The following is a 17,917-nucleotide window of genomic DNA, read 5'->3' as shown; positions in this document are numbered from 1 at the left end:
TTATGATGTCTGAAGAAAAACATTTATCAGACTTTTTAAACGGAAAAACGGAATATACCTTAGGGTTGTTCCGTTTTTTTATTGCGCAATTGACCGAATTAGGAGAGATAAATCTTAGGCCTACAAAGTCCATGATCTCGATCGAATCCGAAACCAGCTTTGCATATATTACGCAGTTGGGAAAGAACTTTATCCATGTGGTTATTCCTTTCAATCAACCGTATGAAAACAATCTTTGCTTCACCAAAATTGCACAGGTACCAGGAATTAATCAATATAATCACCATTTGAGGATTTATTTCGAGGAAGATATTAATGATGAGGTGAAAAGTTTTTTAAGGATGGCGATGGAGTGAGTTACTTGCCCCAGAACATAGGTGCCGTTGGATGTTATCATCCGACAGTTTAATAAATTTTAGTGTCAGATGGAAACATCTGACACCATGTATATGGCCGTCATTGCGAGAAGGCTTTTTCAGCCGACGAAGCAATGACGGCTTCACAAGTAAAATGCCTCTAATCCAATTTCTCTTCTATCAATAACTTAATAATTCCATCAGCCATTCCCACTTTAGGTACATAAATTTGTTTTATACCTGTCCATTTCATTAAAGTAAGGTAAATTTCGCAGGCCGGAATAATTACATCTGCACGGTCGGGGTTTAAACCCAGCGTATTGATCCTTTCTTTCAATGAATAACTGGTTAATTTATTATACATCGAATTTAATTTCTGCAACGATAAAGGCGCATTTTCCTTCTCATCCGACATGCGGAACAATTTATTAATATTGCCACCTGTACCTATGCCAGCTAAATGTTTATATTCTTTTGTATGCTCTTTTACCCAATCTTTCATCTCTTCCCAGGTTTCTTCCTTATCCTGATTATCGAGCATCCTGATTGTACCAATATTGAAGGATCTTGATGCTTCTGGCGCACCTTTTACGAAAACCGACAGTTCAGTACTACCTCCACCAACATCAATATATAGGTAGTTTTTATTTTCGTCTAACTCTTCTTCAATATGGTTAGCATAAATAATATTCGCTTCCCGCTGCCCCTCAATAATCTCTAAAGTAACGTCTGCTTCCTTTTTAATCAACTTAACAATATCTTCTCCATTACGGGCTTCGCGCATAGCAGATGTTGCACAAGCCAAATATTCAGAAACATGATAAACGTCCATCAGATTTTTAAAAGCAGTCATGGTTTTTACCAGATCTGCAGATTTTTTTTCCGATATATATTGATCTAAGAATGCATCATCTCCCAGCCGGAGCGGCACACGTATAAGGGTGTTCTTTTTATACTTATATTTTCCGTCTTGTTTGCTAATATCGGCAATGAGTAACCTCACCGCATTAGACCCGATATCTATAGCTGCGTATCTTAACATTATGATTGATGCTTGGTTTTTAAATAGTTATAGATGTCTACCTGCGCCCTTATCTTTTTGCTTAATCTGTTTTTATGGTATTTATTATTGTTTAACGCATTGATCTGTCTCGATTTGGTATTATCCTGCAGTTGCAGATCAATAATATCCTGTATCTCCTGTTTCACATCATGATCCAAAACCGGGAATCCTACCTCTACACGGTGTTCGAAATTCCTGCTCATTAAATCTGCAGATGATAAATACATGTCGTTTTTACCGTTATTACCGAAAATATAAACCCGGGCATGCTCTAAAAACTTATCGATAATACTGATGGCCGTAATATTTTCACTAAAGCCCTTTACTCCCGGTACCAAACAACAGATGCCACGGATAATCAGCTGAATTTTAACGCCAGCATTGCTCGCATCGTAAAGTTTGGCAATAATCCCTTCATCCGCTAAACTATTTACCTTTAACATGATGTAAGCGAGTTTACCTTGTTTTGCGTTCCTGATTTCGCGATTAATAAAATTGACCAATTTCGATCGGCTCTCCAGTGGCGAAACGATGAGGTGTTTAAATCCTTTGGTTACGGTACGTTTACTCAACGCATCAAAAAGTTTTACCAGATCGTTGGTAATCTCTTTCTTAGCTGTGAAAATACTATGATCACAGTATAAACTTGCGGTTTTCTCGTTAAAGTTTCCTGTTGCTAAGTTTGCATAGTATACAGGCTTATCTTTTTCGATCCGTTTAACCAAACAAATTTTGGAGTGTACTTTGTAGTCAGTTAAACCGTAATTCACCTTAACACCTTCCTCCATTAAGCGGCTCGTCCAGTAAATATTAGCCTGTTCATCAAAACGGGCTTTAAGTTCTAATAAAACAGAAACTGCTTTACCATTTTTAGCAGCGTTAATTAATGCATTAATTACTTTTGAGTTTTCGGCTAATCGGTATAAGGTAATCTGTATTTCGGTTACTTTCGGATCAATTGCGGCTTCACGCAAAAACAGAATAATGTAATCGTACGATTGGTAGGGTAAATTCACCAAATAATCGCGCTGGGCAACTTTAGCGAACATGCTTTGGGTTCTGTGTAAATCATGTACCTTTAGTGGCACGTTCGGCGCATATTCCAATTCCTTTTTACCCACATTTGGGAAGGCAATAAAATCGCCAAACTTATGGTAACGGTTACCTGGAATTAAACTTTCGGCCTCAAGCTTAAGTTTATTCACCAGTACAGTAAGCATATTTAAAGGCATAGCCGAATCATAAAGCAAACGCATAGGTTTTCCTTTTTTGCGTTTTTCTAAACTGTTTTTTAAATCATCGATGAATTTATCATTAATGTTTTTATCAATGTCCAATTCCGCATCCCGTGTTAACTGGATCGAATAAGCTTCTAAATTATCGTACGTAAAAACATAAAATATATCGTCTAAACAATATCGGATAATATCTTCAGCCAGAATTATAAATTTTAGATCGTTTGTTTCGGGTAACACCAAAAATCGCGGCAAATTGGGCGGAATTTCAATGAGTGCATATTTCTCTTTAATTTTTGTATCCTTTTTTGAAAGTTTAACAAAAAAGTAAAGGTACCGGTCTTTCAATTCTGGAAAAGGTTTATCCATATCCAGCATAATGGGAACCAGATTAGATAAAATCTTATCCCTGAAATGATTTTTAACAAATTCGCCCCTGCTTACATTCAGTTGGGTATCGTTTAAAATAAAAATCCTGTTTTGAGCAAGTTCGTTTATTAGGGTAGCCTGAAAAAGCTGGTCGAATTTTCTTTCCTGTTTTACAACAATATTTTTAATCTCATTCAGAATTTTCTTTGGGTTAAATCCTAAAAGTGCTTTAGCCTTATCGTTCAAATTGGTTAGTCGGGTCATGGTGGCTACCCGCACACGGTAAAACTCCTCCAAATTTGAAGAAAATATAGATAGAAATTTAATCCGTTCAATCAGCGGAACTGTTTCGTCAGCAGCTTCCTGCAGTACACGTTCGTTAAAGTAAAGCCAACTGATTTCGCGGTTTAAAAAAGGGATCTTCTTATTGCTCATTTAAAAAAATAAAAAATCCCTGCCAAAACAGGGATGTTCAAAACTGCACATTAATTTGTTAAATCGATGTTAATTCATATGCGCATTAACGTTAACAAATTTATTTTTTAGTTGGTGTTTTTGTTTCTTTCTTAACTGCGGGCGTAGCTTTAACAACTGTTTTTTTAACAACTGTTGCTGCTTTTGCAGGGGTAGCGGCTGGAGCTACAGCCTTTTTAACTGTTGTAGCAGCCTTTGCAGGTACTTTACTTGCCGTGGTTGCCGCTTTTTTAACAACTGTTGTAGCCTCCTTTACGGCTTCTTTTGCTTTTGTTACTGGTTTTGCCAATACTTTTTCTGCTTTTTCCTCTGTTTCTATTGCCGCAACCTTAATGCTTTGTACTACTGGTTTAGCCTTTGCAACGGCTTTTTTAACCACTTTCTGAGCTGTTTTTTCAGACTTACTTACAGCTTTGGCAACTGGTTTTTTCACAGCTTTCTCTTTTGATGCATGAATCAATTCATCTATTTTTTGTCCCACATCGGCTTTTACAATGGTAAACTTTTTCGTCAGTTTTTTAGCCACACGCTTACTCGCCTTTCCAACCTCTGTACTGATTTCCGATACATCATGTCCTAAACTTTTGATTACCTCTAAAAATTTATCGGTGATAGATTGTTCCAATTGTTTTTTGGCTTCTTTCTTGGTGATCTTTTTTTGAGACTTTGGTTTAGTGGTTTTCATATTATTTTTCGTTTTTTTGTGAGGTAAGATTAATTTCTACTAAATCTACTTATTTTTTTACTTTAAAGCTAAAACCATGCCCTCTTTTGATATAGTAAGTAAAGTTGACGCGCAAACATTAGACAATGCGGTTAACAACGCAAAAAAAGAAATCCTTAACCGTTATGACTTTAACGGCTCGAAAAGCACGATTGATCTGGATAAAAAAGCAAATGTAATTACCATTGTAACTGAAGATGATATGCGCTTAAAAGCCATTGAAGATTCGATCATTTCGAGAATGATGAAACAGAACCTTGATCCTAAAAGTCTGGATTTTGGTGATGAACAACAGGCTTCGGGCAATATGATCCGGAAAGAAATCAGCATTAAAGAAGGATTGGATAAAGAAGCTGCTAAAAAAGTGGTTGCGAAAATCAAAGCCAGCGGTTTAAAGGTGCAACCTTCCATTATGGACGACCAGGTACGTGTAACAGCAAAAAAAATCGACGATTTACAGGCGGTGATCAGTTTGTGTAGAGGCGAAGATTTCGGACAGCCATTGCAGTATATTAACATGCGTAATTAGGTTAACTGTTTTAGTATATTCTATCAGTTAACCGATTTATACGCTTAACCTAAAAATAATGGAAATCAGCGAAAACGGTTTTATATTTTCAGATAAAAAGGAACTATTGGATATTGAGGCCATCCATCATTACTTAAGCACCGAATCGTATTGGGCAAAGAACATTCCATTCGATACAGTAAAACGATCTATCGAAAATTCACTTTGCTTTGGTATTTATAAAGATCAGGAACAGGTTGGTTTTGCACGTTGGGTAACAGACAAAGCAACTTTTGCCTGGCTCTGCGATGTTTATGTAAAAGAAAGTTACCGTGGCTTCGGTTTATCTAAGAAACTGATGTCGTTTATGATCTTTCATCCCGATTTGCAGGGTTTACGCCGTTACCAACTGGCCACCCTGGATGCCCATGGCCTTTATGAACAGTTTGGCTTTTCGGTAATTGAGCATCCGGAAAGACAGATGGGCATCGTAATTCCGGATATTTACACCAGAGCTGCTGAATAGGCAAAAAACCTTTCTTAAGTTCTCTTGTTTTTAAAACACATCAAAACATAGAGAAAACATGAAAAAGATATTTTTATTACCTACAGCTTTTGCGTTGATATTATCATTCGGATCCTGCCAAACTGCAGATAAAAAATCGGCAACCACAAAAGATAGTGTTGCTAGCGATACCAATATGATAAATGGCAACCACGCTACAGGCGCTGAAAGCACAGAATCGGGCGTTGATGAAGCCGGTGCCACATTTTTAAGAAAAGCTGCGATTGGTGGTATTATGGAGGTGGAGGCAGCAAAAATTGCAGCTAAAAATGGAAAAAGTGCTGAAGTGAAAGAATTCGCTGCTAAAATGCTTGCCGACCATACCAAAGCCAATACAGAATTAAAAGCATTGGCTATAAAAAAGAAAGTAATTACTCCCGATGCCTTGCCTGCCGATGAGCAGATTCATTTGGATGAAATGAAAAAAATGACGGGCGAAGCATTTGATCAACATTATATGCATATGATGGTTACTGATCATGAAAAAACAATTGCACTGTTTAAAACCGGTATACAAAACCGTGATCAGGCAATTAAAACCTGGGCAAGTAATACTTTAAAGGTAATTGAATTGCACAATGATATGGCCAAAAAGATTGTTGTTGATATGAAATAACGACAAGTTTTGTTTAGCGATAAAAATGTGTGAAAAACATCATTTTTGATACAATTTCTTCCTATTAGAGAAATTAAAATTAATTTTCACCGTTTAATACAAAAATACATCAATGAATAGGAGTAGAATTTTTAGCGCGCTTTTAAGTGTTGTGCTCATCAGTGCAATACCAACTTTAGCCAATGCACAAAAAACTAATTGGCAAAACCTTGATCTTAAAACCGACAGTACATTCGGTATCAGTACCGAAAAAGCATACAAAGAGCTTTTAAAGGGAAAAAAATCTGTTAAAGTTATCGTTGCCGTTAATGATGGTGGTGTAGAAGCCACTCATGAAGATTTAAAGCGGATAATGTGGGTAAATACCAAAGAAATAGCTGGGAATGGAAAAGACGATGATAAAAACGGCTATATCGACGATATCAATGGCTGGAACTTTATTGGCGGGCCAAAAGAATCCATCAATTTTGAAACGCTAGAGTTAACACGTTTAGTTCGTCGCGATCAAGACCGTTTTGCCAATACCACTGATGCAAATGTTGCAGAAAAAGATAAAAAGGACTTTGCTGTATTCAAAGCAGAGAGAGCCGATTTAGAAAAACAACTGGCAGAAGCTAAAGAAAATCTTGCAGGTTTAACGGGGTTCAAAGCTGCACTAGATGCAGTGGTAAAAAAAATTGGTAAACAGAATCCAACTATCGAAGACTTTAAAAATTTTAAACCAGTTACAGATGTTGATGCCCGGGTACAAGGGGTTGTAATTGAGGAATTAGGAAAAAATAGCTTTAAAGATTTTTATGAAGAGCAGATTACGGAAGGATTTGATTATTATAACCGCCAGGTTAATTACAATTTAAATCTCGATTATGATCCGCGCGCTATTGTTGGTGATGACCCGAACAATGTTAACGAGAAATTTTATGGCAATAACGACGTTGCAGGCCCTGATGCTATGCACGGTACGCACGTAGCAGGTATTATTGCAGCTGATAGAACCAACAAACTTGGTATTTTAGGCGTGGCCGATAACGTGGCTATTATGGGTGTTCGTTGTACGCCAAATGGTGATGAAAGAGATAAAGATGTGGCAAATGGAATCCGTTATGCAGTTGATAACGGTGCAAAGGTAATTAACATGAGTTTTGGTAAAGCTTATAGCTGGAATAAAGCCATTGTTAACGAAGCGATGAAATATGCTGCATCTAAAGATGTACTGATCGTTCAGGCTGCAGGTAACGAAAACAAAAATATTGATGTGGAAAACAATTTTCCTAATCATAAAGATTTAGATGAGAAGACCATTGCCTCATGGATAACTGTTGGTGCGTCTGGTCCTAAAGATGATGCAACACTTAAAGCCAGTTTCTCTAATTACGGCAAAACGCAGGTAGATGTTTTTGCTCCAGGAGTTAAAATTTATTCAACAGTACCTGGTTCTAAATACAAAAACTTAGATGGAACCAGTATGGCTTCTCCTGTTGTAGCTGGTTTAGCTGGATTAATCCGCTCTTATTACCCAAAATTATCTGCTGCCCAGGTGAAAGAAATTATTGTTAAATCGGTTACGAAGGTTAATCATAATGTAGAATACGCCAAAAGTGAAGAACCTGGTGCAGAAAAAATTTCTGTTCCTTTCTCTGATCTTTGTATAAGCGGTGGTATTGTGAATGCTTACAATGCATTAAAATTAGCGGCAACTTACTCAGGTAAAGCTGTTGCTAAATAATTATTCGGTTTGTTGTCCGAGCGAAGTTTAAACAAATAAAAATGCGTCCCATTTTAAAATTGGGACGCATTTTTTGTTATGGGTATTATTCAACGAATGATTATGCCAATATTTTATCCGGTGTAATCGGTAATGTCCTGATTCTTTTTCCGGTGGCATTAAAAACGGCATTGGCTACAGCCGCAGAAAAACCGATTAAGGCAATTTCGCCCATGCCCTTTGCTCCCATCGGATTAATGTAGGGATCGGGTTTATTAATGAAATTAACATCGATCTCCGGTACATCGGCGTTTACCGGAACATGGTAGTCGGCAAAGTTGTTATTAATGTATCTTCCATAGCGGTGATCGATTATTGATTCTTCGGTTAAAGCCATTCCTATGCCGCCAACAGCACCACCCAGCATCTGGCTTCGGGCTGTTTTCGGACTTACAATGGTGCCCGAATCGCCCACAGAAACAATTTTACTAACTTTTACTACACCTGTTAGTGAATGAACCTTTACCTGTACAAAATGGATGGAGAAAGAGTACATGGAGTAGTTATCTTTTTCCTTACCGCTCTGGCTCTCTTTGGTTATTTCTATTTGTGGAAGATTGTTCTTTTTTAAAACATCAACAAAATTAGCCGTTGCATCCATATTTGAATTTGCGGCCAGCTCTGCAATTGCAGATTTTAACGCTACACAAACGTCGTTTACGGCCGAGCCTACCGTAGATAATGTAGCCGAACCACCCTGACTTGGTGCTGGTGGCAAAGAAGAATCGCCAAGCTCAAATGTAATTTTATTTACAGGGATCTTCATTAATTTATTGGCAATTAAAGTCATACCAGTTCCTGTTCCGGGACCAATATCGCTGGTTGCACTTTGTAAAAGCAGTGACCCGTCAGCCTTTAAAGTACCTTTCACGCTGGCCTTACCTCTATTGGCGTTAAACACGCCAACACTCACTCCATAACCCGTTTGCCATGGTCCTTCTACCAAACTGCCTGGTTTATTTTTCCGGTTGTTCCATCCTATTTTCTCTGCCCCGATTCTATAGGCTTCTTTAATATTCTTGCTCGAAAATGGTTTATTTTTCTGCTGATCGGTTTCTGGATCATTTTTGATTCTAAAATCCAATGGATCCATATCTAAAGCATGCGCCATCTCATCTATTGCACTTTCGAGCGCAAAAGCTCCGGTTGCTTCACCTGGTCCGCGCATCCATATGGGTACACCAAGGTCAACTGGTACAATCGCGTAAGAAGTATTTACGTTATCGCATTGGTACATAAACTTCGCCATGTTAACCACGCCTTCGGTAAAGTTCTCATAAGTTGAAGTTTCGCCATAAGCCCTATGCGTAATACCTGTTAATTTACCATCTTTATTTGCGCCCAAACCAATAGTTTGTATCGCTGCCGGACGATTTCCTACCATGGTAAACATCTGCATCCGCGTAATAACCACTTTTACAGGTCTACCAATGTGTTTAGAAGCCATCACCGTTGCAATTTCAAGCGGCCACGTGCGTAATGCCATGCCAAAACCACCTCCAACAAACTCCGAATTCACCTGGATATTTTCCATCGGAATTTTAAAAACATTTGCAATAGTACCTTGAGTAGCTTTTACCCCTTGTGTTTTGGCGTAAACGGTGAGTTGGTTATTTGGTCGCCAATCGGCAATAATCCCATGAAGTTCCATAGGGTTATGTGTTTCAATCGGTAGAAAGTATCTTTCTTCGAGCTTTACTTCTGCATTTTTATAAGCGTTTTCCTCACCGCGTTTATAATCAGCCTGCCCCTGCAGCTTTTTAGCCTTAGGATCTTTTAGCGCTTTTTCAAAATCGGTATTAAATTCTTCTTTAGTGTAAGTGGCCTTAACCAATGAGGCGGCATAAGTTGCTCTTTCAAAAGTGTTGGCTACCACGATTGCTATTGGCTGTCCGTTATAAAAAATCCTGTCGGTGTAAAAAATCTTCATCTGTGGACCACCCTCCTGCTCGTAAGCAGCAGCCGATGGCTTATTCAGGTGCGAAATCACAGCAATTACCCCTGGAGCTTTTTCTGCATCTTTAGTATTTAGTGCAGTAATTCTACCTTTGGTAATAGTACTGGTTACCAAAACACCATAAGTTAAGCCAGGTAATTCATATTCAGCGAAATATTTAGCCTGACCGGTAACCTTTAAGATTCCATCTACACGATCATTATCGTCTTTTAACATGCGCTTTTCCATAACTAGGCTTTTGATTTTGCAAGATTTAATGCTTCAATAATCGTATTGGGTGCCAGTTTTAGTTTGAAGTCATTTCCTCCAAAGCCTTTTGCATCCTTCATGGCCAATTGCGCGGCCTGCTCAAAATTGGTTAAGATGGCTTCTTTTCCTTTTAGAAAATTCTCAGATGCAGTTAAACGCCAGGGTTTATGTGCTACTCCACCCATCGCTAATCGAACATCAATAATTTTATTATTGACGATCTCAAATGCCGCTGCTACCGATACGAGCGCGAAAGCATAAGAAGCCCTATCTCTAACTTTAAGATAATGGTAATTTTTAGTCAGGTTATTTATAGGGATTTCTAAACGAATAATCATTTCATCAACCTTTAAATTGTTGTCTAACTGAGGGGTATCTCCTGCTAAGCGATGAAAATCTTTAAATGATATTTTACGTTCCCCTTTGGCATGGGCCAATACCACTTCAGCATCTAAAGCAACAAGAGCTACACACATATCGCTGGGATGAACGGCAATACATTTCTCTGAAGTTCCGAAAATAGCATGCATCCGGTTAAAACCTTCCATGGCACCACACCCTGTTCCTGGTTGACGTTTATTACAGGGCATTTCGATATCGTAAAAATACCCACAACGTGTACGCTGCATCATGTTACCGCCAACAGTGGCTACATTTCTTAGCTGCGCTGATGCCCCTGCCTGCAAAGCCCATGAAAGAAGTGGTAGTTTTTCTTTAATCAGAGGATGATCTGCAACCGCAGAATTGGAAGCCAGGGCACCAATATGGATTTTATTCCCAATCTGCTCGATCTGTTTTAGCGGAACGTGATTGATATCGATGAGTTTTTCAGGTGCAGTAACCCCTCTTTTCATCAGATCAATTAAGTTTGTACCGCCTGCAAGGAATTTTGCGTTTTTATCTTTTGCCAACAAAGCAATTGCTGATTTGGCTGTGGTGGTTCTTAGATATTGAAAGTTGATCATATGATTTGACCTCCTTCCTTCACTTCAATAATTGCATCAACTATATTAGGGTAAGCGCCACATCTACAAATGTTTCCACTCATATATTCGCTTATCTCATCTCTTGAGTTGGCATGGCCTTCGCGTACACAGGCTACAGCCGACATGATCTGACCAGGCGTACAATAACCGCACTGAAAACCATCGTGCTTAACGAATGCAGCCTGCATGGGATGTAAAGTATTACCATCCGCCAAACCTTCAATCGTAGTGATTTTCTTTCCTTCATTCATTACCGCCAAACTGAGGCAAGAATTTATCCTTTGCCCGTCAACATGAACGGTACAGGCGCCGCATTGGCCATGGTCACATCCTTTTTTAGTACCTGTTAAGTGTAATTCTTCACGCAGATAATCTAAAAGTGTTATCCTCGGCTCTACTGTTGTTTGATAAGCTTTATTGTTTACCGTAAGTTTTAAGGGGATTTTTTCAAAAAGTTCGGCAAAACGTTCGTCCGCATTGCTTTCAGCTGCTTTAACTGCAACACCGGGCGTTAATGCAATGGCAGTAATTACTGAGCTTTTTTTGAGGAAATCGCGCCTGCTATCGCCTTGATTTGGTTTCTGATCGGAAGATTTCATAGTTGGACATTTATATATGGATGTGCGCCCAGGTTCGCCTTTTTTATAAATTCTTTGATATAACTACGCTAGGTTTCCAGGTATTTCCATCTCTAAATTTAATATAAAAAAACCAAGGCTAGCCCCCTTAAAACTGGTAAGTAAAGGAAAAGTTACACCTAGGAGCTAACATCAATAAATATAAAACCCAATTACTTCAGGTATTGTTTCGATCTTATGTATTATAATATCGCCTGTCTTATCCGGATCAGTTTTGTTAAGGTTTCTTCTAATAGGTCTAAATGTAGCATATTGGCACCGTCCGATTTTGCATTTGCAGGATCAGGATGTGTTTCGATAAATAAACCATCTGCACCAACTGCAATTGCCGCTTTGGCAATGGTTGAAATCAGTTCTGGTTTACCCCCTGTTACCCCACTGCTTTGATTGGGTTGTTGTAATGAATGTGTACAATCCATCACTACAGGTACTCCAAAACTCTGCATCTCCGGTAATCCACGATAATCAACAATCAAATCCTGATAACCGAATGTATTGCCTCTATCAGTTAAGATTACTTTATGGTTACCAGCTTCTCTTACTTTTTCTACAGCAAATTTCATTGAAACTGCAGAAAGGAATTGTCCTTTTTTAACGTTAACTACTTTTCCGGTTTCTGCTGCAGCAATTAACAAATCGGTTTGGCGGCATAAAAATGCAGGAATTTGCAGCACATCTACATACGCGGCAGCCATTGCAGCCTCAGCACTTTCATGGATATCGGTAACAGTTGGTACACCGAATTCTCTGCCAATCCTTTCTAAAATACGTAAAGCTTTTTCATCGCCAATGCCGGTAAAAGAACTTCCTTTGCTTCTATTAGCTTTCCGGTACGAACCTTTAAATATATATGGAATCTGTAGTTTATCGGTAATCGTAATAATCTTTTCGGCAATTCTCATGGCAATATCCTCGCCTTCAATGGCACATGGACCAGCCATTAAAAAGAAATTTCCTGAATCTGTATTTTTTAATTTATCTAAGTAGTTTATCATTTTTGAGATGTGAGATATGAGATATGAGCTTTTGGATATGAGTTTGTCTCAAATCTAATGTCTCATATCTCAAATCTGGTTTTTAATTTCCTAGTTCTGACATGAATTTAATCCGCATCAATTGAATTTCTTCACGGGTATAGTCGGTTTCGCCAAGTTCATTAAGCGCTTCATCTATAGAATCGCTTTCGGCTGCTCTGAAATAATCAAAAACTTCATCCTGTCTATCATCATCAATCACCTCATCAATGAAATAGTTCAGGTTAAGTTTAGTACCAGAATTTACAATCGATTCTACTTCTTTCAGAATTTCTTCATAAGTAATGCCTTTCGAATCGGCAATATCTTCCAAACCAATCTGTCTATCGATATTTTGAATGATCGAAACTTTCATCTGCGACTTATTGGCCTGAGTTTTAATAATCAAATCAATAGGACGTTCGATATCGTTATCCTCGACATACTTTTTGATCAATTCGATAAAAGGTGTCCCGAATTTCATTGCTTTACCCGAGCCTACACCAGAAATCTGACGAAGCTCTTCCATTGTGATCGGATAATGGGTACACATTTCCTCTAAAGATGGATCCTGGAAAACTACGAATGGCGGAACGCTTTTCTGCTTCGCAATTTTTTTACGTAGTTCTTTAAGCAATGATAAAAGATGGGTGTCTAAAGCACCTGTGCCTTGTTTTACATCATCATCATCGTCATCAGCACCGTTCTCTATGGGTTCATTTAGTATAAATTTAAGGCTATAAGGATTAACAATAAAATCTCTTCCTTGCTTAGTTAACTTTAATAAGCCATAATTATCAATATCCTTAAAAAGGTAATTATTTAAAACAGCCTGGCGGATAATCGATTTCCACACCAACTCACCTTCTTCTTTACCAATTCCAAATTCTGGAACCTTACTATGTTCGTAGGCAATGGTTTGCGCTGTTTCTAAGCCTAAGAAAACGTTTAGTAAATGTGCATCGTCGAATTTCTCTCCAGATTTCTCAATAAACTTTAATAAGGTAGATAACTGACTTTCGGCATCAAACTGTTTTTTAGGCTTTTTGCAGTTATCACACATGCAGTTACAGCCTGTTTCGTTAAAGTTTTCGCCGAAATAGTGAAGAATCTGCTTACGGCGGCAAACGCCAGATTCGGCATAATCAATCACCTCCTTTAATATCTGTGTACCAATTTCTCTTTCAGAAACCGGTTTATCTTTCATAAACTTGGCCAGCTTATCTACATCTTTTTGGGAGTAGAAAGCAATGCATACACCTTCGCCTCCATCACGTCCGGCCCTGCCAGTTTCCTGGTAGTAACCCTCCATACTTTTAGGCACATCATGGTGAATTACAAAGCGGACATCGGGTTTGTCGATCCCCATACCAAAGGCGATGGTTGCAACGATCACCTCCGCATCTTCCATCAAAAATTTATCCTGCGTTTCGGCCCTAACCTTTGGATCTAAACCGGCATGATAAGGCAAAGCGCTGATTCCGTTGAGGTTCAGGGCTTCGGCAACTTCCTCTACTTTTTTACGGCTGAGGCAATAGATAATACCTGATTTACCTGGATTAGACTTGATGTATTTAATAATCTCTTTGGTAATGTCTCTTTTAGGGCGGATCTCGTAAAATAAGTTAGGCCTATTAAATGATGATTTGAATAACGTTGCTTCCGTCATACCAAGATTCTTCATAATATCCTGTTGCACTTTTGGTGTGGCAGTTGCGGTTAGTGCAATAATTGGAATGTTATTCCCCAATCCTGCAATAACCTGTTTAATCTTACGGTATTCTGGTCTGAAATCGTGTCCCCATTCAGAAATACAATGCGCTTCATCAACGGCAACGAAAGAAATTTTAATCAGATTTAAAAATTCAATATTATCCTGCTTTGCCAGAGACTCGGGCGCAACATACAATAATTTAGTCTGCCCGCTTAAGAGGTCAGATTTAACTTGAGTAATTTCAGATTTGTTTAAGGATGAATTAAGAAAATGAGCAATACTGTCATTTCCACCAAAAGCCCTTAATTGGTCTACCTGGTTTTTCATCAATGCGATTAGTGGAGAGATCACAATTGCTGTTCCTTCGCTCATTAAAGCAGGTAACTGATAGCAAATAGACTTCCCTCCGCCTGTAGGCATAATAACAAACGTGTTATTGCCCTCTAAAATATTGGTAATGATCGACTCCTGATCACCCTTGAAATTATCAAACCCGAAGAAATTTTGTAGGTTATCAAATAACGACTTTTTCACGTCCATTTTGTGTAATAAAATATGCGATGCTATTTTTGTATCCAAAATAACATAATTTTACAAGAATTTCAAGTATTAACAAACAATTATTTTCTCTTTGAAAAGTAAAAAATCAATAATCCAATCAGCTGTAAGCACATTAGAGCTTGAAGCAGCAGCAATATTAAATGTTGCCAAGAATATTAACAACGATTTTGAAAAAGTCGTATCAAGCATTTTACATGGCAAAGGACGGGTAATTGTTACGGGTATAGGAAAGAGTGCAATCATTGCACAAAAAATGGTGGCTACTTTTAATTCAACTGGTACACCTGCTATTTTTATGCATGCTGCAGATGCTATTCATGGCGATCTGGGAATGATACAGGTAGATGATATTGTAATCTGCCTCTCTAAAAGTGGAAATACGCCAGAAATAAAAGTGCTTACCCCTTTGTTAAAAACATCTGGCAACCTTCTAATTGGAATGGTTGGTGAGCTGAATTCTTTTTTAGCGGAGCAGGCTGATCTGATTTTGAACACTTCTTTCGAAAAAGAAGCTTGTCCACACAATTTGGCGCCTACTACCAGTACAACGGCACAGTTAGCATTGGGCGATGCCTTAGCTATTTGTTTATTAGAATGTAGAGATTTTAATGAATCAGATTTTGCAAAGTATCATCCAGGAGGATCGTTAGGCAAAAAATTATATTTAAAAGCCCGCGATCTTGCTCTATCTAACGAAAAACCGGCTATACATCCATCTGCCTCAGTTAAAGATGTGCTGATAGAAATTAGTAAAAACCGTTTAGGTGCTGTTGCTGTTGTGGATAACGACGATAAGGTACTAGGCATCATTACTGATGGTGATATTAGGCGGATGTTAGAAAATAACAATTCTATTGCAAACTTAAAAGCCGAAGATATCATGGGCAGAACACCAAAGAGCGTACAATTTGATGCTTTAGCCGTTGATGCCTTAGATATTATTAAACAAAACAATATAACGCAGTTGTTAGTATTGGAACAAAATACTTACTTTGGCATGATCCATTTACACGATCTTTTAAATGAAGGTATCGTGTAATTTTTAATTTATAAAATGAATAAAGACTATTATGCATTAATTATGGCCGGTGGTGTCGGAAGTCGCTTTTGGCCAGTAAGCAGAACGGAGTATCCAAAACAGTTTATCGATTTTTTCGGTGTTGGAAAAACCCTGATTCAAAGCACTTACGAAAGATTTCTAAATATCTGTCCTCCTGAAAATATATTTATCGTTACCAACGAAATTTATTCAGATTTAATTAAAGAGCAATTACCACTATTAACAGATAACCAGATTTTGGCTGAGCCTTTAATGAGAAATACGGCACCCTGTATTGCTTATGGAAGTTTAAAAATAGCTGAGTTAAATCCTAATGCAACAATTGTGGTTGCACCTTCTGATCATACCATTGCCAATATTGATGGATTTGTAGCATCTATTGAGCAATCTTTAGCGGCTGCATCAAAAAATGATTGTTTAATCACTTTGGGTATCAAACCAAACCGCCCTGATACAGGCTATGGTTATATTCAGCATACAGATTATGTGCTCAATACAGATACCGATCTGCATAAAGTTAAAACTTTTACCGAAAAGCCAAATTTAGAATTGGCAAAATCATTTTTGCAGAGCGGCGATTTCTTATGGAATGCCGGAATATTTATTTGGTCGGCAAAAGCGATTTTAAGCGCTTTCGAAAAACACCTGCCAGACATGTACGAAATATTTAATATTGGAAGGTCTGAATTGAACAAAGCTGGCGAAAAAGAATTTATCAATAATGCCTATTTTCAATGTACCAATATTTCAATCGATTTTGGTATTATGGAAAAAGCAGAGAATGTTTATGTGCTACCGTCTGATTTCGGTTGGTCTGACTTAGGAACCTGGGCCTCAATTTATGAAATGGCTGAGAAAGATTATGTAGGTAATGCCGTTATTCCTTCAGAGCAGGTATTGATGTTCGACTCATCGAACTGTATGGTAAATGTTCCAAAAGATAAACTGGTTGTTTTACAAGGGCTGCATGATTACATTGTAGTTGAAAACAATAATATGCTCATGATTTGCCCAAGAAACGAAGAGCAAAGAGTTAAAGAGTTTGTTGCGGAGGTTAAATCCAGATTTGGAAACAAGTTTATATAAAGGTATGATGTAAAATGGATGATGTAGTATAATTTCTCATTATCCATTTTACATTATCTACATTAAGTTCGTTTTATAGATCCTGAAACAAGTTCAGGATAACGAGTCTCGGCGAGATGGAGCTGCAAATCTAAATTCTATCACCCATCTTCCCTTTTCCGCTCTAAACCGTTCTCTGTCTAACTGCTTCGTATAAAATTACCCCGGCAGCTACCGAAACATTTAACGATTCGATTTTTCCAGCCATTGGTATTTTAGCTAAATGATCGGCCACCCTTAAAAGATCGTTAGAAATTCCTTCATCTTCTGAGCCCATTACAATTGCTGTGGGCATGGTATAATCTGGCGCATAAATAAAATCGTTGGTTTTTTCGGTACAGGCTACAATCTGAAGGCCACTTTCCTGTAGAAATAAGCAGGTTTTGTGGAGATTGGCATGTCGGCAAATCGGAATGCTGAATAATGCACCTGCTGATGTTTTAATGGCATCTGCATTGATCTGCGCTGCATTTTTTAACGGAACAACAATAGCATGAACGCCTACACAAGCCGCCGTACGTGCAATTGCGCCCATATTACGCACATCAGTCACGCTATCTAATACCAAAATTAATGGAACTTCGCCCTTTTCGAAAACTGCAGGGATAATATCTTCAATATTCTGATAGGTAATTGGAGATATTACAGCAATTACACCCTGATGGTTTTTCTGCGACATGCGGTTCAGCTTTTCAATCGGAACCGAGTTTAAGGGAATCAAAGTATCTTTTAGCAGGGCTTTTAATTCTAAAAAAAGATCGCCGCCCAGACCGCGTTGCTGGTAAATGGTTTCAATGTCTCTTCCTGCTTTAATGGCTTCTATTACGGCCCTGATACCGAATACAAACTCATTATTCTCTTTTGCGCGTTGCGGTCTTCTAAAATTATCCATGTTTTTAAATTGTTAGGCAAAAGTATTCAAATAAAATGTTTTCGCCT

At 38.1% G+C, this 17,917-nt stretch carries 16 protein-coding genes; 7 read left to right on the top strand and 9 right to left on the bottom strand.

From position 1 onward, the window contains the following. The first annotated feature begins 2 nt into the window (after nt 1-2). A complete protein-coding gene (locus FHT21_RS09160) occupies nt 3-356 on the top strand; it encodes a DUF5655 domain-containing protein (protein WP_243853936.1) in 354 nt (117 codons plus the stop codon). Nucleotides 357-516: 160 nt separating this feature from the next. Here the strand turns inward: FHT21_RS09160 and FHT21_RS09155 are convergent, their stop codons facing one another. The 3 genes from FHT21_RS09155 to FHT21_RS09145 form a co-directional block, all read right to left on the bottom strand. Next, complete coding sequence (locus FHT21_RS09155) at nt 517-1,398, bottom strand: exopolyphosphatase (RefSeq protein ID WP_167294378.1); 882 nt, start codon at nt 1,396-1,398, stop codon at nt 517-519. Next, nucleotides 1,398-3,458, bottom strand: a complete 2,061-nt coding sequence (gene ppk1 / locus FHT21_RS09150; RefSeq protein WP_167294377.1) for a polyphosphate kinase 1 — start codon at nt 3,456-3,458, stop codon at nt 1,398-1,400. The genes FHT21_RS09155 and ppk1 overlap by 1 nt, the downstream gene beginning before the upstream one ends. Before the next feature lie 100 nt (nt 3,459-3,558). Further along, entirely contained in the window at nt 3,559-4,182 is a 624-nt protein-coding gene (locus FHT21_RS09145) for a hypothetical protein (protein WP_167294376.1), read from the bottom strand. A gap of 76 nt (nt 4,183-4,258) precedes the next feature. Between FHT21_RS09145 and FHT21_RS09140 the strand changes: the two genes are divergently transcribed. The 4 genes from FHT21_RS09140 to FHT21_RS09125 all read left to right on the top strand — a co-directional run bounded on the left by FHT21_RS09140 (nt 4,259) and on the right by FHT21_RS09125 (nt 7,636). Next, nucleotides 4,259-4,750 (top strand): YajQ family cyclic di-GMP-binding protein, encoded by a 492-nt coding sequence (locus tag FHT21_RS09140; RefSeq protein ID WP_113948827.1) that lies wholly within the window; start codon nt 4,259-4,261, stop codon nt 4,748-4,750. A gap of 58 nt (nt 4,751-4,808) precedes the next feature. Beyond that, on the top strand, nt 4,809-5,255 hold the full coding sequence (locus FHT21_RS09135) for a GNAT family N-acetyltransferase (RefSeq protein WP_167294375.1): 447 nt from the start codon (nt 4,809-4,811) through the stop codon (nt 5,253-5,255). A 58-nt stretch (nt 5,256-5,313) separates the two neighbouring features. Then, on the top strand, nt 5,314-5,910 hold the full coding sequence (locus FHT21_RS09130; RefSeq protein WP_167294374.1) for a DUF4142 domain-containing protein: 597 nt from the start codon (nt 5,314-5,316) through the stop codon (nt 5,908-5,910). 112 nt (nt 5,911-6,022) lie between these two features. Continuing rightward, nucleotides 6,023-7,636, top strand: coding sequence for a S8 family peptidase (locus FHT21_RS09125; RefSeq protein ID WP_167294373.1), 1,614 nt, complete (start codon nt 6,023-6,025; stop codon nt 7,634-7,636). A gap of 100 nt (nt 7,637-7,736) precedes the next feature. On the opposite strand, the gene FHT21_RS09120 is transcribed toward FHT21_RS09125, so the two are convergent. The 5 genes from FHT21_RS09120 to recQ all read right to left on the bottom strand — a co-directional run bounded on the left by FHT21_RS09120 (nt 7,737) and on the right by recQ (nt 14,772). Then, complete coding sequence (locus FHT21_RS09120) at nt 7,737-9,860, bottom strand: xanthine dehydrogenase family protein molybdopterin-binding subunit (RefSeq protein WP_167294372.1); 2,124 nt, start codon at nt 9,858-9,860, stop codon at nt 7,737-7,739. Between the two features lie 2 nt (nt 9,861-9,862). Continuing rightward, a complete protein-coding gene (locus tag FHT21_RS09115; RefSeq protein WP_167294371.1) occupies nt 9,863-10,846 on the bottom strand; it encodes a xanthine dehydrogenase family protein subunit M in 984 nt (327 codons plus the stop codon). Next, nucleotides 10,843-11,466 carry a 2Fe-2S iron-sulfur cluster-binding protein gene (locus FHT21_RS09110; RefSeq protein WP_167294370.1) on the bottom strand — a complete coding sequence of 208 codons (624 nt, stop codon included), beginning with the start codon at nt 11,464-11,466 and terminating at the stop codon, nt 10,843-10,845. The genes FHT21_RS09115 and FHT21_RS09110 overlap by 4 nt, the downstream gene beginning before the upstream one ends. Before the next feature lie 221 nt (nt 11,467-11,687). Next, nucleotides 11,688-12,500, bottom strand: coding sequence for a 3-deoxy-8-phosphooctulonate synthase (gene kdsA / locus FHT21_RS09105; RefSeq protein WP_167294369.1), 813 nt, complete (start codon nt 12,498-12,500; stop codon nt 11,688-11,690). 82 nt (nt 12,501-12,582) lie between these two features. Continuing rightward, complete coding sequence (gene recQ / locus FHT21_RS09100) at nt 12,583-14,772, bottom strand: DNA helicase RecQ (RefSeq protein WP_167295535.1); 2,190 nt, start codon at nt 14,770-14,772, stop codon at nt 12,583-12,585. A gap of 91 nt (nt 14,773-14,863) precedes the next feature. Between recQ and FHT21_RS09095 the strand changes: the two genes are divergently transcribed. Both FHT21_RS09095 and FHT21_RS09090 read left to right on the top strand, forming a co-directional pair. Further along, nucleotides 14,864-15,832, top strand: coding sequence for a KpsF/GutQ family sugar-phosphate isomerase (locus tag FHT21_RS09095; protein WP_167294368.1), 969 nt, complete (start codon nt 14,864-14,866; stop codon nt 15,830-15,832). Nucleotides 15,833-15,847: 15 nt separating this feature from the next. After that, a complete protein-coding gene (locus FHT21_RS09090; protein WP_167294367.1) occupies nt 15,848-16,939 on the top strand; it encodes a mannose-1-phosphate guanylyltransferase in 1,092 nt (363 codons plus the stop codon). 163 nt (nt 16,940-17,102) lie between these two features. Here the strand turns inward: FHT21_RS09090 and rlmB are convergent, their stop codons facing one another. Then, nucleotides 17,103-17,870, bottom strand: a complete 768-nt coding sequence (rlmB, locus tag FHT21_RS09085) for a 23S rRNA (guanosine(2251)-2'-O)-methyltransferase RlmB (protein ID WP_167294366.1) — start codon at nt 17,868-17,870, stop codon at nt 17,103-17,105. Nucleotides 17,871-17,917: the final 47 nt, after the last annotated feature.

The organism is Pedobacter sp. SG908, from assembly GCF_011759615.1.
GTDB lineage: Bacteria > Bacteroidota > Bacteroidia > Sphingobacteriales > Sphingobacteriaceae > Pedobacter > Pedobacter riviphilus.
Note: the sequence above shows the minus strand (reverse complement) of the source record. Positions and strands in the feature narration are given on the sequence as shown.